General features: G+C 67.7%; 12 protein-coding genes. 6 read left to right on the forward strand and 6 right to left on the reverse strand.

Translation table 11 applies throughout. The features are described from left to right. Window positions 1–410: 410 nt before the first annotated feature. Window positions 411–1409, forward strand: coding sequence for an LLM class flavin-dependent oxidoreductase (locus tag WS45_RS24865; protein ID WP_059523841.1), 999 nt, complete (start codon window positions 411–413; stop codon window positions 1407–1409). 25 nt (window positions 1410–1434) lie between these two features. Here the strand turns inward: WS45_RS24865 and WS45_RS24870 are convergent, their stop codons facing one another. Beyond that, complete coding sequence (locus WS45_RS24870; RefSeq protein WP_059702179.1) at window positions 1435–2496, reverse strand: alpha/beta fold hydrolase; 1062 nt, start codon at window positions 2494–2496, stop codon at window positions 1435–1437. 174 nt (window positions 2497–2670) lie between these two features. Between WS45_RS24870 and pdxY the strand changes: the two genes are divergently transcribed. From pdxY to WS45_RS24885, 3 genes are all read left to right on the forward strand, one after another. Continuing rightward, complete coding sequence (gene pdxY, locus WS45_RS24875; RefSeq protein WP_059702181.1) at window positions 2671–3531, forward strand: pyridoxal kinase PdxY; 861 nt, start codon at window positions 2671–2673, stop codon at window positions 3529–3531. Window positions 3532–3807: 276 nt separating this feature from the next. Continuing rightward, window positions 3808–5952, forward strand: coding sequence for a phosphocholine-specific phospholipase C (locus WS45_RS24880; protein WP_059702183.1), 2145 nt, complete (start codon window positions 3808–3810; stop codon window positions 5950–5952). Window positions 5953–6325: 373 nt separating this feature from the next. Continuing rightward, the gene (locus tag WS45_RS24885; RefSeq protein ID WP_059691105.1) at window positions 6326–7474 is read left to right on the forward strand and encodes a branched-chain amino acid ABC transporter substrate-binding protein; all 1149 of its coding nucleotides are present in this window, start codon (window positions 6326–6328) and stop codon (window positions 7472–7474) included. 208 nt (window positions 7475–7682) lie between these two features. Here WS45_RS24885 and WS45_RS24890 read toward each other — a convergent pair whose 3' ends face one another. Then, window positions 7683–8444, reverse strand: coding sequence for a FadR/GntR family transcriptional regulator (locus WS45_RS24890; RefSeq protein WP_059465220.1), 762 nt, complete (start codon window positions 8442–8444; stop codon window positions 7683–7685). 425 nt (window positions 8445–8869) lie between these two features. Here WS45_RS24890 and gudD point away from each other — a divergent pair, with 425 nt between their 5' ends. After that, the gene (gene gudD / locus WS45_RS24895) at window positions 8870–10222 is read left to right on the forward strand and encodes a glucarate dehydratase (protein ID WP_059702185.1); all 1353 of its coding nucleotides are present in this window, start codon (window positions 8870–8872) and stop codon (window positions 10220–10222) included. A gap of 41 nt (window positions 10223–10263) precedes the next feature. On the opposite strand, the gene WS45_RS24900 is transcribed toward gudD, so the two are convergent. The 3 genes from WS45_RS24900 to WS45_RS24910 all read right to left on the reverse strand — a co-directional run bounded on the left by WS45_RS24900 (window position 10264) and on the right by WS45_RS24910 (window position 12867). Then, window positions 10264–10728 (reverse strand): DUF2214 family protein, encoded by a 465-nt coding sequence (locus tag WS45_RS24900; RefSeq protein WP_059702187.1) that lies wholly within the window; start codon window positions 10726–10728, stop codon window positions 10264–10266. Window positions 10729–10765: 37 nt separating this feature from the next. Further along, the gene (locus tag WS45_RS24905; protein WP_059691102.1) at window positions 10766–11566 is read right to left on the reverse strand and encodes a hypothetical protein; all 801 of its coding nucleotides are present in this window, start codon (window positions 11564–11566) and stop codon (window positions 10766–10768) included. 236 nt (window positions 11567–11802) lie between these two features. Then, on the reverse strand, window positions 11803–12867 hold the full coding sequence (locus tag WS45_RS24910) for a glycosyltransferase family 4 protein (protein WP_059523676.1): 1065 nt from the start codon (window positions 12865–12867) through the stop codon (window positions 11803–11805). A 561-nt stretch (window positions 12868–13428) separates the two neighbouring features. On the opposite strand from WS45_RS24910, the gene WS45_RS24915 reads away from it, so the two are divergent. Next, complete coding sequence (locus tag WS45_RS24915) at window positions 13429–15258, forward strand: ABC transporter ATP-binding protein (protein WP_059523678.1); 1830 nt, start codon at window positions 13429–13431, stop codon at window positions 15256–15258. On the opposite strand, the gene WS45_RS35895 is transcribed toward WS45_RS24915, so the two are convergent. Further along, window positions 15213–15401 (reverse strand): hypothetical protein (locus WS45_RS35895; protein WP_218921642.1); only part of this gene is annotated, 189 nt, incomplete at its 5' end. The two genes, WS45_RS24915 and WS45_RS35895, sit on opposite strands and share 46 nt — an antisense overlap.

Genomic DNA, 15401 nt, shown 5'->3' on the forward strand with positions numbered 1-15401 from the left:
CGGCACAACATGGGCAGGCGCCGGATTTTATCAGCCCGCGCCGCCCCGCGCTCGGACGCCTCGCGAAACGGACTGGTGCAATTTCGGCAAAGCTGTGCGGCCGACGAACCATTCTGATACCACCTCGTTCACGTTAGCGTAAGCGCTTTGCAGGCATATTGCAGTCTTGAAAATCAAACGTTTCGTGGAATTTTGTGCGTCGATGCGAAGACATGCCCAATCGCCGTAAAGATTGGTAATTATTCTGAGATTAGGTTGATTCTTGCAACAATCGCCAGACCTTACCTTGCACCCCTGAAAGGCTCATGGGTATCCGTGCGTCGCCAGCGCGTTCCGGAACCCTTTGGCAAAATCGTCGGCATCTGTTGCGCATGCGCATCACCGCGCCCCTCCCCTTCGAAGGCCACCCGATGATTCCGTTTTCCGTACTCGATCTCGCCCCCATTCCCGTCGGTGCCGACGCCGCCCAGGCGTTCCGCAACACCGTCGATCTCGCGCAGCACGCGGAGCGTCTCGGTTACCGGCGCTACTGGCTCGCCGAACATCACAACATGCCCGGCATCGCGAGCGCGGCGACCGCCGTCGTGATCGGTCATGTGGCGGGCGCGACGAAGACGATCCGCGTCGGCTCGGGCGGGATCATGCTGCCGAACCATGCGCCCCTCGTGATCGCCGAGCAGTTCGGCACGCTCGCGTCGCTGTATCCGGGGCGCATCGACCTCGGGCTCGGCCGCGCGCCCGGCACCGACCAGACCACGTCGCGCGCGCTGCGCCGCGACCTGATCGGCAGCGCCGACGCGTTTCCGGACGACGTCGCCGAGCTGCAGCGCTACTTCGCGGAACCGGTGCCCGGCCAGCGCGTGCGCGCGGTGCCCGGCGCGGGGCTGGACGTGCCCGTGTGGCTGCTGGGTTCGAGCCTCTTCAGCGCGCAGCTCGCCGCGATGCTCGGGCTGCCGTTCGCATTCGCGTCGCACTTCGCGCCGGACTACCTGATGCGCGCGCTCGAGCTTTATCGCGCGCAGTACCGGCCGTCGGCCGCGTGGCCGAAACCGCATGCGATGGTCGGGGTCAACGTGTTCGCGGCCGATACCGACGACGAGGCGCGGCGCCTCTTCACATCGCTGCAGCAGCAGTTCATCAACCTGCGCCGCGGCACGCCGGGCAAGCTGCCGCCGCCCGTCGACACGCTCGAGGCGAGCGAGTTCGAACTCGCGAACGTCGCGCACGCGCTGTCGTTCGCGGCTGTCGGCTCGCGCGACACGGTGCGCGACAAGCTGCGCGACCGGATCGCGCAAACGGGCGCGGACGAGGTCATCATCACCGCGCAGATCCACGATCACGCCGCGCGGGTGCGCTCGTTCGAACTGGCGGCACAGATCCGCGACGAACTCGCGAACGAAACCCGCTGACCGGGCGGGTGCGCCCGTGCAGGCGTCACTGCGGGTGCACCGTCTCCATGCCTTCGAGCAGCGCCTTGTGGAACGCGTCCGGGTCCTGGATCTGCGGCGCGTGCCCGAGCGCCGGGAATTCGACGAGCTGCGCGCCGGGAATCGCCGCCTGCGTGCGTTTCGCGAGCTCCGGGTAACGGCCGAGCTTCGCGTGCACCTCGGGCGGCGCCACGTCCTTGCCGATCGCGGTCGTGTCCTTGTCGCCGATCAGCAGCAGCGTCGGCACGCGGATCGCGCCGAGTTCGTAGACCACCGGCTGCGTGAGGATCATGTCGTAGATCAGCGCGGAGTCCCACGCGACCGCGTCGCGGCCCGGGCCGCGATACATGCCGGCGAGCATCTGCACCCAGCGCTCGTAGGACGGCGCCCACTTGCCCGCGTAGTAGGTCGCCTGCTCGTAGCGGCGGATGCCGTCCGCCGTCGTCTTCTGCTCGCGTGCATACCAGTAGTCGACCGACAGCGGCGGCACGCCGAGCGCTTTCCAGTCCTCGAGGCCGATCGGGTTCACCAGCACGAGCTGCTCAGTCGCCTTCGGGTACATCAGCGCGTAGCGCATCGCGAGCATCCCGCCCGTCGAATGGCCGACGATCGTCGCCGACTTCACGCCGATCGACTCGAGCAGCGCATGCGTGTTGCGCGCGAGCTGCTGGAAGCTGAACTGGTAGCGCTCGGGCTTCGACGATTTGCAGAAGCCGATCTGGTCCGGCGCGATCACGCGATAGCCGGCGCGGCTCAGCACGCCGATCGTGTCCTCCCACGTCGCCGCGCAGAAGTTCTTCCCGTGCAGCAGCACGACGGTGCGGCCGTTCGGGTGCGCCGGCTGCACGTCCATGTACATCATCTCGAGGGTTTCGCGCTGGGACACGAACGCGTAGCGGTGCACCGGCTCCGGATAGGCGAAGCCTTCCAGGCGGGGGCCGTACACGGGCCCGTCGTTACCGGCCGGCGCCGGGACGGCGGCCGCGGCTGGCGTCGCGCATGCGGCAGCGACACCCGCGCCGAGCACGGCGGCGCGCGCGAGGGACAACATCTTGCAAATCGAAGGCATGGCGATCACGGTAAAGGGAAATGCACGCGGGCAGCCAGGCGGCTGCGCGCCCCGCGATTCTACGCGGTCGGGCTGACGACGGCGCGCAACACTCGATGACCGCGCGACTTCCGCGCACGCGACGATCTCGGGTATCGTGTGACGTGACCCTGAAACGCCTGCAGGCGAACGCTCATGAAAAACGTCCTCAGCATTCAGTCGCACGTCATCTACGGACACGCCGGCAACAGCGCGGCCGTGTTCCCGATGCAGCGCCTCGGCGTCAACGTCTGGCCGCTCAACACCGTCCAGCTGTCGAATCACATGCAGTACGGCCACTGGGCCGGCAGCGCGATCGACGCCGCGAAGATGGAGCAGCTCGTCGACGGCGTCGCCGCGATCGGCGCGCTCAAGCGCTGCGACGCGGTGCTGTCCGGCTTCGTCGGCTCGCCGGCGCAGGCGCGCGCGACGGTCGAGATCGTGCGCACGGTGAAGGCGATGAACCCGAACGCGTGGTACTTCTGCGACCCGGCGCTGGGCCAGACGGGCGGCATCCGGCCCGAACCCGGCGTCGAGGAATTCATCGTCCAGGAGATGCCGACGCTCGCGGACGGCATGTCGCCGAACCACACCGAGCTGCAGAAGCTCGCCGGGCGGCGCATCGAGACCGTCGCCGAAGCCGTCGACGCCTGCCGCGCGCTGATCCGCCGCGGCCCGAAGATCATCCTCGTCAAGCACCTGCACGACCGCAACAGCCCGGCCGACCGCTTCAACATGCTCGCCGTCACCGAGACCGAAGCGTGGATCGGCCAGCGCCCGCTGTATGCGTTTCCGCGCCATCCGGTCGGCGTCGGCGACCTCACCAGCGCGATCTTCGTCGCGCGCCGGCTGCGCGGCGATTCGGTGCGCGCCGCGTTCGAGCACACGCTCGCGGCCGTGCACGCGGTCGTGAAGGCGACCTACGACGCGCGCCGCTACGAGCTCGAACTCGTTGCCGCGCAGGATGAAATCGCGCGCCCGAGCGAATGGTTCGGCGCGTGGGTGACGGACGCCTGACGCCGCCGCATCCGCGTCGCCGGCGCGCGCGATCTGCTGTTCTGCTGTTCTGCTGTTCTGCTGTCCGCATCCCCGCTTCCCTTGCATCACGACCGTCGGCCGTTGTCCGTTCAATGCCGCGCGTGCAAACGTTTCCGGACTTCACATGAATGACACCGAATACTCGCTATGCTCGCGGCGGCACGACTGGCGCAGCCGCATCCTGCGCCGCGGACGCGCCCGTTATTTCCCGCATGTCCCGCCAACCGGCTCCCCCTTTAACGCACGATAACGACCATGACCCGATCGAACCGTCGTGACTTCCTGCGCGTCGCCGCCGGCACTGCCGGCGCCGCCGCGCTGAACCTGTTCCCGCCCGTGATCCGCGATGCGCTCGCCATTCCCGCGAACCGCCGTACCGGCACGATCCGCGACATCGAACACATCGTGATCCTGATGCAGGAGAATCGCTCGTTCGACCATTACTTCGGCACGATGCGCGGTGTCCGCGGCTTCGGCGACCCGCGCCCGCTGCGTCTCGCGAACGGCAAGTCGGTGTTCCACCAGCCGGTCGGCCCGGCCGAGCTGCTGCCGTTCCACCCGGGCGCCGACAAGCTCGGCCTGCAGTTCCTGCAGGACCTGCCGCACGGCTGGCAGGACATGCACGCCGCGTGGAACAAGGGCCGCTACGACCAGTGGGTGCCGAACAAGGGCACCACGACGATGGCGTACCTGAAGCGCGACGACATCCCGTTCCACTATCAGCTCGCCGATGCGTTCACGATCTGCGACGCGTACCACTGCGCGATCCCGAGCTCGACCGACCCGAACCGCTATTACATGTGGACCGGCTACGTCGGCAACGACGGCACGGGCGGCGGCCCGGTGCTCGGCAACGAGGAAAAGGGCTACGGCTGGACGACTTATCCGGAAGTGCTCGAGCAGGCCGGCGTGTCGTGGAAGATCTACCAGGACGTCGGCACGGGGCTCGACGCGAACGGCTCGTGGGGCTGGACGCAGAACCCGTACATCGGCAACTACGGCGACAACGCGCTGCTCTACTTCAACCAGTACCGCAGCGCGCTGCCCGGCACGCCGCTGTACGAAAAGGCGCGCACCGGCACCAACATCAGCGCCGGCGGCACGCTGTTCGACGTGCTGCAGCAGGACGTGAAGAACGGCACGCTGCCGCAGGTGTCGTGGATCTGCGCGCCGGAAGCCTATTCGGAGCACCCGAACTGGCCGGCGAACTACGGCGCGTGGTACATCGAGCAGGTGCTGAAGGCGCTCGTGTCGAATCCGGACGTGTGGAGCAAGACCGCGCTCTTCATCACGTACGACGAAAACGACGGCTTCTTCGACCACGTGCAGCCGCCGTTCGCGCCGCAGTCGCGCGACAACGGGCTGTCGACGGTCGCGACGACCAACGAGGTGTTCGCCGGCGACGCGTCGCACATGGCCGGCCCGTACGGGCTCGGGCCGCGCGTGCCGATGCTGGTGGTGTCGCCGTGGACCAAGGGCGGCTGGGTCTGTTCGCAGACCTTCGATCACACGTCTCTGCTGCAATTCATCGAAGCGCGCTTCGGCGCGCAATACGCGGTCACCGCGGCGAACGTGTCGCCGTGGCGCCGCACGGTGTGCGGCAACCTGACGTCCGCGTTCGACTTCGCGACGCCCGATGCAAGCTGGCCGCAGCTCCCGGACACGAGCGGCTACGCGCCGCCCGACCGCAACCGTCACCCCGACTACATCCCGGTGCCGCCGGTCGTCCAGCATCTGCCGAAGCAGGAGGCCGGCCTGCGTCCGGCGCGCGCGCTGCCGTATGAACTGTTCGTGCACGGCCGGATCGACAATGCGAGCGGCCAGTTCCGGCTGACCTTCGCGAACACCGGCACCGCGGGCGCGGCGTTCCAGGTTCAGGCGCGCAATCGCGTCGACGGCCCGTGGACCTACACGGTCGACGCCGGCAAGCGGCTTTCCGACACGTGGAGCCCGGCGCCGTCGCTCGGCCTGTACGACCTCGACGTGTACGGCCCGAACGGCTTCTATTGCCACTTCCGCAGCCCCGCCGCGTTGGCGGTCGGCCCCGCGAGCGTCAACCCCGAGGTGATCTACGGCTACGACGTCGCGAACGGCAACATCACGCTGCGCCTGATGAACCGCGGCCACAAAGCCGTGCGGCTCAAGGTGACGAACGCCTACGGCCACGGCCACGCGCGTGAGTTCGACCTCAAGCCGGGCACGCACGTCGACGACTACTGGGACCTGCGCGGCAGCAACGGCTGGTACGACCTGACCGTCAGCGACGGCAAGCCGCTCGGCTTCCAGCGCCGCTTCGCGGGCCACGTCGAGACCGGCCGCCCGAGCACCAGCGACCCGGCCATCCGCACGACCTCGGCGCACGACGACGCCGAAGCCGCATCGGACGCGCTGTCCGACTGACGGCTCTCATGACGCGGCGCGGCCCCGGCGGGCCGCGCCGTGTTCTCACTCCGCACCGCCGCCCGCCTCCCCGCCCGTCGCGCTCGCGACGGGAAACTCCCGATACCGGCCATCCGCGCTCGCGTGGAAGCTATGCGCAAATCCGCACCGAATGCGCGGCAAATTCCCAAGACCCGCACATATCGGCGACCTATATATCGAGGCGATCGGGGCTCCTCGCAGAGCCTGACGGGAGATTCTTCCGGGAAGCATCAGCATGCCGACCTCCCCGCCCGATTCCGAGAAGCGGTCGAACCGCCCGCCCGTCGCACGCGCCCGGCCCGCCGGCTGCGTGCGGTATCCACCCGCTGGTGTAAGAACAAGAGGAACGAACATGAAATTGCGTCATTCCCTGTTGTCGGTATCGGTCGTATCCGCGGTAGCTCTCCTCTCGCAACAGGCCGCTCAGGCGGCCGACTCGACCGACGTGAAGGTCGGCTTCGCCGCGCCGCTCACCGGCGTGAACGCCGGTTACGGCAAGGATCTCCAGAACGGCGTGCAGCTCGCGCTCGACGATGCGGCCGCGCAGAAGATCCAGATCGCCGGCAAGCCCGCGCACTTCAATCTCGTCGTGCAGGACGATCAGGCCGACCCGCGCATCGGCGTGCAGGCGGCCCAGGCGCTCGTCGACCAGAACGTGTCGGTGGTGGTCGGCCACTTCAACTCGGGCACGACGATTCCGGCGTCGGTGGTCTACGACAAGGCCGGCATCCCGGTGATCGACCCGGCCGCGACCAATCCGACGCTCACGTCGCGCGGGCTCGCGAACATGTTCATGGTGATCGCGACCGACGGCCAGAACGCCGGCAACGCGGGCAAGTACGCCGTGGACGTGACCAAGGCGAAGCGCATCGCGATCATCGACGACCGCACCGCGTTCGGCCAGGGCGAGGCCGACGAGTTCGAGAAGGCCGTGAAGGCGGCCGGCGGCAACATCATCGGCCGCGAGTTCACCAGCAACCAGGCGGTCGACTTCCGCGCGCAGATCACGAGCCTGAAGGGCAAGAACCCCGACCTGATCTTCTTCGGCGGTCTCGACTCGCTCGCCGCAAACTTCATCAAGCAGATGCGCCAGCTCGGGCTGAACGCGCAGTTCGTCGGCGGCGGCGGCGTGAAGGACAACGAGTTCATCAAGATCGCCGGCCCGGCCGCGGAAGGCGCGATGGCGTGGGAATACGGACGACCGCTCGACGAGCTGCCGCAGGGCAAGGATTTCGAGCAGCGGTTCAAGAAGCGCTTCGGCGTCGACGTGCTGTCGTATGCGCAGTTCGGCTACGACGCGGCGTGGGCGGCGATCAAGGCGATGCAGGCGGTCAACTCGACCGATCCGAAGGTCTATCGCCCGGCGTTGAAGAAAGTCGACTTCGAAGGTGTCACCGGCCGCATCTCGTTCGCGAACGACGGCTCGCTGAAGAGCGGGATGTCGACGCTGTATCAGGTGAAGAGCGGTGCGTGGAAGACCATCGTGACGAAGGGAGGCTGATCGAGCGGGATGGGCGGCTTGGACAGCCAGGCCGCCGGGGCGCGGGCGGTGGCGGGAACGCCGCCCCGCCTTCACACGCGCGAGGCGGATACCGACGAATGGGTAGCCGGCAATAAAACGATCGGCGCAATCGCGCCGATCTTATACGATGACTGATGTTATTTCGGCGATATTCGCCGTTGCCCGCGGCAATGCGCGGGCCGTCTCGTCAGCTGGCCTGCGTATCGCGTTCCGCTTCGGCCGCCTCGTGCGCGCGGCGCAGCCGCTCGCGGCTGTTGGTCAGGTGCGTGCGCATCGCGGCACGCGCGGCTTCCGGGTCGTGACGCGCGATCGCCTCGTAAATGTCTTCATGCTCGTGATTGAGCCGGCCGACATAGCGCTCGAGGTCGTCACCGGCGAAGCGCGCCGAATTCACGCGCGTGCGCGGAATGATCGACGCGCCGAGCTGCGTCATGATGTCGACGAAATAGCGGTTGCCGGTGGACTGCGCGATCTGCAGGTGGAACTGGAAATCGAGCTGGGCCGTGTCGCGGCCGCCACCCGCCCCCGACGCGATCGCGTCGAGCGCACGCCGCAGCGCGGCGAGGTCGGTATCGTTCGCGCGCTGCGCCGCGAGGCTCGCGCATTCGCTTTCGAGACTGATGCGCAGCTCGAGCACGGCAAGCACGTCGCGCAGCGTCGTGATGGTCGCGGGATCGATGCCGAGCGTCTGGCGGCGCGTCGGTTCGAGCACGAAGCTGCCGATCCCGTGGCGCGTCTCGATGAGGCCGCTCGCCTGCATCCGCGAGATCGCTTCGCGCACGACCGTGCGGCTGACGCCCTGCGCCGCCATGACTTCGGTTTCGGTCGGCAGCTTGTCGCCGGGACGCAGCGTGCCGTTTTCGATCTGCGCGGTCAGCGCGTCGACGACATCTTGTGCGAGGCTGCGTGCGCGACGGCGCGGCGCTGCGGGAAGCGTGGGCACGGACATGAGGCCGGTTCCTTTTTGAATGATCGTAATGTGAGCCGAGGGTTTACGCGGGGTTTGAGCGAACGCCGATGATTCATTATACTGCGTCACAAGTCATCCGACGACTGATGATCGAGCCACGGATCTCCTGTCGACCGAGGCCGGCGTACAAGCACCTGCCAGGTCCCGTGGTTCGCGATCGGCCGACATTCGCGCTTCTGCGCGGCTGCCGGCGCCCGGTTTCACGGTCGACCGAAGCGCGCATCCGCGCTTGTTCCGGTCCGCCGCGACACCGGCATCGAGCGGGTCGCCCCCACCCTTTCGGGTTGCTGTCGACATGCGGGGCTTGCGCGCCGCGCACGTCGGTTGTCGAATGATCGCACCTCCCGCCGCGCGCGGCAAAGCTTTTGCCGCACGGCATTGCCCACACTTTCGCCATCGCCGCCATGAACGCCGTCACTGCCTCGCCTTCCCACGACACGCCGCGCATCGTCGACCTGCAAGCCATTCCGGTCGCCGGCCACGACAGCATGCTGCTCAACCTGAGCGGTGCGCACGGCCCGTTCTTCACCCGCAACCTCGTGATCCTGAAGGACAGCGCGGGCCGCACCGGCGTCGGCGAGGTGCCGGGCGGCGAAAGCATCCGCCGCACGCTCGAGGATGCGCGCGCGCTCGTCGTCGGTCAGCCGGTCGGCAACTACCATGCGGTGCTCAACGACGTGCGGCGGACCTTTGCCGACCGCGACGCGAGCGGCCGCGGCCTGCAGACTTTCGACCTGCGCACCACGATCCACGCGGTCACCGCGCTCGAGGCCGCGCTGCTCGACCTGCTCGGCCAGCATCTCGGCGTGCCCGTGGCCGCCCTGCTCGGCGAGGGACAGCAGCGCGAGCGCGTCGAGATGCTCGGCTACCTGTTCTACGTCGGCGACCGCACGCAAACCGCGCTGCCCTACCGCGATGGCCGCGGCGCGACCGACGACTGGACGCGCGTACGCGACGAGGCCGCGCTGACGCCCGAGGCGGTCGTGCGCCTCGCCGAAGCCGCGCATGCGCGCTACGGTTTCAACGATTTCAAGCTGAAGGGCGGCGTGTTCGAAGGCGCACGCGAGGTCGAAGCCGTGACGGCGCTCGCCGAGCGCTTCCCCGAAGCGCGCGTGACGCTCGATCCGAACGGCGCGTGGTCGCTCGACGAGGCCGTGCGGCTGTGCCGCGACCTGCATCACGTGCTCGCGTATGCGGAAGATCCGTGCGGTGCGGAAAACGGCTACTCGGGCCGCGAGGTGATGGCCGAATTCCGCCGCTCGACCGGCCTGCCGACGGCGACCAACATGATCGCGACCGACTGGCGGCAGATGGGCCACGCGGTGCAGCTGCAGGCGGTCGACATCCCGCTCGCCGACCCGCACTTCTGGACGATGCAGGGCTCGGTGCGCGTTGCGCAGATGTGCCGCGACTGGGGCCTCACGTGGGGCTCGCATTCGAACAACCACTTCGACGTGTCGCTCGCGATGTTCACGCACGTCGCGGCCGCCGCGCCCGGTCAGGTCACCGCGATCGACACGCACTGGATCTGGCAGGACGGCGAACGGCTGACGCGCGAGCCGCTGAAGATCGAGAATGGGCTCGTGGAAGTGCCGAAGCGTCCGGGTCTCGGCATCGACATCGACATGGATGCGGTCGCGGTCGCGCACGAGCTGTACAAGCAGCACGGCCTCGGCGCGCGCGACGATGCAGCCGCGATGCAGTATCTGATTCCGGGGTGGACGTTCAACAACAAGCGCCCCTGCCTCGTGCGCTGAGCACCGGACGAGCCGGGCGGCGGGTCCGCCCGGTCGAGAGACTAGCCGGCCGCCCCGATCCCCCGCGCCATTCCCGCCGCGGCGAACACGATGACCATGACGAGCACGGCCTGCCAGTGGCCGATCCGCACGTAGGTGCGTGCGCGGCCCAGATCGGGCATCTGCTGCTGCCGCGCGGCGATGCGCCAGCGGATCAGCCCGAGCATCGGCACGATCTCGAGCAGCAGGATCAGCACGAGCGCGGTCATCTTGAGATGAAAGAGCGGCTCGTGAAGGTAATACGCGGCGCCCTTCTCGAAACCGCCGAACGCGCGCGTGAGTCCCGTCGCGATCAGCACCAGCGCGGACAATCCCCAGGCCGCGTCGGCCTTGAACACGCCGGGCAGGTCGGCGGCCTGCGCCGACGCGATGACCCGGCGCAGCGCCCGGTTGCGCCCCGCGATCGCGGCAAACGCGACGCCGAACGCCATCAGGTGAACGGCTGCCAGCAACCAGCGAACGATCATTGCGCCTCCTTGTCGCCCGCGCGCCGCGCAGGCCTTGTCAGACGATCTGCTTGAGCGCGGCGTCGAGCGCGAGCACCGCCACGCGGTCGCCCTCGGTCGCGAGCGGCGCGCGCATCACGATCTGCCGGTTATGACCGACGGCCGCCGGCGAATCCCACAGCAGTTCCACCTTCGGCCGCCGAAACAGGCTGCCGCGACGCGGCGGCACGGCGGCCGCCTGCGCACCCTGCTCGGCTTCGGCGGCCGTGCTCCGGCCGGGCCAGCGGACCGACAGTTCGCGCGCGTCGTACTGGCCGACCTTGCGGCTCTCCATCCAGACGATCGCGGTACGCGTGAGCGTATCGAGCGAGATCGCGTAGCGGCCGACCGCGAAGCGGCGCGCGGCCACGTTGGTGCGCCACAGCGGCCGCGGGCGGCACATCCACACGATCGCCGCATACAGCGCCGGCGCGGCGACGAGCCAGCCGTTGGTCGCCGTCACCGCGTGCAGCGCACGGCGCCAGCCGGCCGCCCACGCGAACGCGCCGATGGACCACACGGCAAACAGGAAACCGATCAGCGCGAAGACCCGCAGCGCCTGTCGCAGCCACTGCGGCAGCGGATGGAACGGCCGCTCGGCGCGCGCGACGGCGCCCGGCAGCGCGAGCAGCAGGAAGATCAGCACGAGATAGACGAACGCCCATGGCGACGACACCATCGCCGACAGCGACGCGCGATAGCCCATCTGGGACATCGAGAACAGCCAGCGCGCGAGCAGCACGAGACCGATCGCGCGCAACGCGAAGATCACGCCGGCGCCGGGGGCCGGCGCTGCGCGCGTGGTTTTCGATCTCGCCAAGACTGCTCTCCTCTCGATGTTCGTGCGGGGCCGGATTTCGCGGCACGGCCATTATAGGGACATTACCGTCTGGACAGACGGCCGGATGGCGTGCCGGACCGCTTCCGGGGCCGTTCGCGGCGCCGGGCGCGGCGAGAATACAACAGATCGGCGCCGCAGATGTGACAACGCCCCGCCGGGGACCCGGACGGGGCGTCGATGACGGCCTCAGCCGCAGTGCGGCCGGCGCTCCGGCATCAGCTTGCGTTGACTTCGCGCAGCACCGTGCGGCGCTTCTGGCGCAGCAGTTCCTCGTAGCCCTTCACGTAGTTCTGCGCCATCACCTTCGACGAGAAACGTGCTTCGAACGCGGCGCGCACCTTCTCGCGCGGCAGCGTATCGAGGCGCTTGAGCGCCGCGACGGCCGACAGTTCGTCTTCGACGACGAAGCCCGACACGCCGTTTTCGATCACTTCCGGCACCGAACCGCGCTTGAATGCGATCACCGGCGTGCCGCAGGCCATCGCCTCGATCATCACCAGGCCGAACGGCTCCGGCCAGTCGATCGGGAACAGCAGCGCGTGCGCGTTGCCCAGGAATTCGGTCTTTTCCGACTCGCTGATTTCGCCGATGTACTCGACGTGCGGCAGGGCGAACAGCGGCTTGATCTTCTCTTCGTAGTACGCGCGGTCGGCCTTGTCGAGCTTCGCGGCGATCTTGATCGGCAGGCCGGCCTGCTCGGCGATGCGAATCGCGGTGTCGACGCGCTTCTCCGGCGAGATGCGGCCGAGGAACGCGAGGTAGCTCGGCTTCACGTTCGGGATCGGCGTCAGCAGGTTTTCCGGCAGGCCGTGATACACGGTCGACAGCCAGTTCGCCTGCGGCAGCGGGATGCGCTGGTTGTCGGAGATCGACACGACCGGCACGTCGCTGAACGCGTTGAAGATCGGCTGCAGTTCCGGCAGGTCGAGACGGCCGTGCATCGTCGTCAGATGCGGGACCGGCTGGCGCGAGAACAGCGAGAACGGGTAGTAGTCGATGTGGCAGTGCAGGACGTCGAACTCTTCCGCACGGCGGCGCACTTGCTCGAGGAGCAGCATGTGCGGAGCCATCACGTCGCGGATCGTCGGGTCGAGGCGCAGCGCCTGCGGCCAGCACGCTTCGAGCTTCGCCGACGTTTGCGAATCGCCGCTCGCGAAGAGCGTGACGTCATGCCCCATCTCGACGAGAGCTTCGGTGAGGTAGGACACCACTCGCTCGGTACCACCGTACAGTTTCGGGGGCACCGCTTCGTGCAACGGAGCGATTTGGGCGATTCGCATGCGTAACTCCTAAAAAATCGGCTAAAAACCAGGTATGGGTCGGCAACCTGCCGGCGGTCCGGGCTGGATGCATGTCGTCCGAAAGTCGGACGAATCAGCCTGCCGGGGGCGTCGAACCCGCGCTGCTCAAGGAGCGTCGGCGACGCGACAGGCATAGAACGTTTGAAACGAAGACCCGTTGACAGGGGTTCGTAAAAACCTGGAATCGAACCCGGAGCCGATTATCTAGGGTTAATCCCGATACGGCGCACAACATTTCAAACACTTTACTTTGTTACAAAGGTGCAACACTTTGCAACCCGCGGACTTGGGCGTCCGTTCTAGAGTGGAAGGCCCTTTTGGCGTTCCGAGCCATCCCCCGCCGCCGGCATCGCGATTCCGGCGCATGCGGCAGGACAGGATGCCGGATTTTATCTCAAAATTGATCGCGCGCCCCTGACCAAGGCAAGATTCGCGCAGCGCAATGCACGGCCTTGTTTACAATGCCGGATTATTCAGTCCGGGCGACCGTGGGCTGCGATCCATCGATCAGCTCAATCACCGAATCACCGCACGCATATTTTGGAATCTCTCACCCCTGCCCAGCGCAACGCCCACAACGCGAAGCTGTCGAGCTACGCGCATCGGCCGATCGCGTTCCTGTTCCGCTACATCCGCCTGCATCCCGTCGCGCACCTGGTCGTGCTCTGCAGCGTGGTGGCCGCCGTCGGCTGCGCGCTCGGCTCGCAATACGCGATCAAACACCTGATCGACGTGCTCGCGACCGGGCGTCATCATCCGGGCCCGTTGTGGAGCGCGTTCGCGCTGCTCGTCGGGCTGATCGCGGCCGACAACCTGCTGTGGCGCGTCGGCGGCTGGGTCGCCGCGCACACGTTCGTCGCGGTTACCGGCGACCTGCGGCGCGACCTGTTCCAGTACCTGATCGGCCACTCGCCGACGTACTACTCGGAAAAGCAGCCGGGCACGCTCGCGAGCCGCATCACCGCCACGTCGAACGCCGTCTATACGTCCGAGAACACGATGGCGTGGAACGTGCTGCCGCCGTGCATCGCGGTGATGGGCGCGATCCTGATGATCATCGTCGTGAACCCGCTGATGGCCGCCGGCCTGCTCGGCTGTTCGGCCGTGCTCTCGATCGTGCTGTTCAAGCTCGCCGGGCGCGGATCCGCGCGCCATCACGCGTTCGCGTCGAAGGCCGCCGCGGTCGACGGCGAGCTCGTCGACGTGATCGGCAACATGGGCCTCGTGCGCGCGTTCGGGATGACGCTGCGCGAACAGAAGCGCTTCGGCGCGACGGTGAAGGCCGAGATGGACGCGCGCCAGCAAAGCCTGCTCTATCTCGAGAAGCTGCGCCTGCTGCACGCGGTGATCACCGCAATGCTGTCCGCCGGCCTGCTCGGCTGGGCGCTGTGGCTGTGGGACCAGGGCCGCGCGACCTCCGGCGACATCGTGCTCGTCAGCTCGCTCGGCTTCACGATCCTGCACGGCACGCGCGATCTGGCGGTCGCGCTCGTCGACGTCACGCAGCACGTGGCACGCCTGTCCGAAGCCGTAAAGACGCTGCTCGAGCCGCACGGGATGCCGGACCGATCCGACGCGCAACCGCTGTCGGCCAAGGGCGGGCGCGTCGATTTCGAACGCGTGACGTTCGCATATCCGCACCGCCGCGCGATCCTCGATCACTTCGATCTCCATATCGAACCGGGCCAGCGCGTCGGCCTGATCGGCAAGTCGGGCGCCGGCAAGTCGACCGTGCTCGCGCTGCTGCAGCGCTTCTACGACACGCAGGACGGCGCCGTGAAGGTCGACGGGCAGGACGTGAAGGCAATCACGCAGGACAGCCTGCGGCACGCGATCGCGCTCGTGCCGCAGGACATCTCGCTGCTACACCGGACCATTTACGACAACATCGCATACGGCCGGCCCGAAGCGACCCGCGACGAAGTGCTCGCCGCCGCGCGCGACGCCCGCTGTTCGGAGTTCATCGAGGCGATGCCGGAAGGCTATGACACGATCGTCGGCGACCGCGGCGTGAAGCTGTCGGGCGGCCAGCGCCAGCGCATCGCGATCGCCCGCGCGATCCTGAAGAACGCGCCGATCCTGCTGCTCGACGAAGCGACGTCCGCGCTCGACAGCGCATCCGAGGAAGCGATCCAGAGCGCGCTCGACCGCCTGATGGTCGGCCGCACGGTGATCGCGATCGCGCACCGGCTGTCGACGCTGCGCAACTTCGACCGGATCATCGTGATGAGCAACGGCAAGGTGATCGACGACGGCAGCCCCGACGTGCTGCGCAACCGCCCGGGCCTGTACCGCGACCTGCTCGCGAAGCAGCACGGCCGCCATCACGCGCCCGACGGCACCGCACCGACCGGCGAACGCGTGGCCTGACACAGCGCCGCGCAGCCGACAAAAAAAGCCGCCGTGCTTCGCGCACGGCGGCTTTTTTCATGGCATTGACCCGTCCTGAAATAGGTTGACACTTTTTCGCCGAGACGAAGAGGTGGCAATTGGAACAAGGGATCAAGCGGACG

The organism is Burkholderia sp. RF2-non_BP3 (genome assembly GCF_001522185.1).
Lineage (GTDB): Bacteria > Pseudomonadota > Gammaproteobacteria > Burkholderiales > Burkholderiaceae > Burkholderia > Burkholderia diffusa.

Coding starts and splice junctions, on each gene's coding strand:
- WS45_RS24865 (WP_059523841.1), top strand. CDS start 411: ATGATTCCGTTTTCCGTACTCGATCTCGCCCCCATTCCCGTCGGTGCC.
- WS45_RS24870 (WP_059702179.1), bottom strand. CDS start 2,496: ATGCCTTCGATTTGCAAGATGTTGTCCCTCGCGCGCGCCGCCGTGCTC.
- pdxY (WP_059702181.1), top strand. CDS start 2,671: ATGAAAAACGTCCTCAGCATTCAGTCGCACGTCATCTACGGACACGCC.
- WS45_RS24880 (WP_059702183.1), top strand. CDS start 3,808: ATGACCCGATCGAACCGTCGTGACTTCCTGCGCGTCGCCGCCGGCACT.
- WS45_RS24885 (WP_059691105.1), top strand. CDS start 6,326: ATGAAATTGCGTCATTCCCTGTTGTCGGTATCGGTCGTATCCGCGGTA.
- WS45_RS24890 (WP_059465220.1), bottom strand. CDS start 8,444: ATGTCCGTGCCCACGCTTCCCGCAGCGCCGCGCCGTCGCGCACGCAGC.
- gudD (WP_059702185.1), top strand. CDS start 8,870: ATGAACGCCGTCACTGCCTCGCCTTCCCACGACACGCCGCGCATCGTC.
- WS45_RS24900 (WP_059702187.1), bottom strand. CDS start 10,728: ATGATCGTTCGCTGGTTGCTGGCAGCCGTTCACCTGATGGCGTTCGGC.
- WS45_RS24910 (WP_059523676.1), bottom strand. CDS start 12,867: ATGCGAATCGCCCAAATCGCTCCGTTGCACGAAGCGGTGCCCCCGAAA.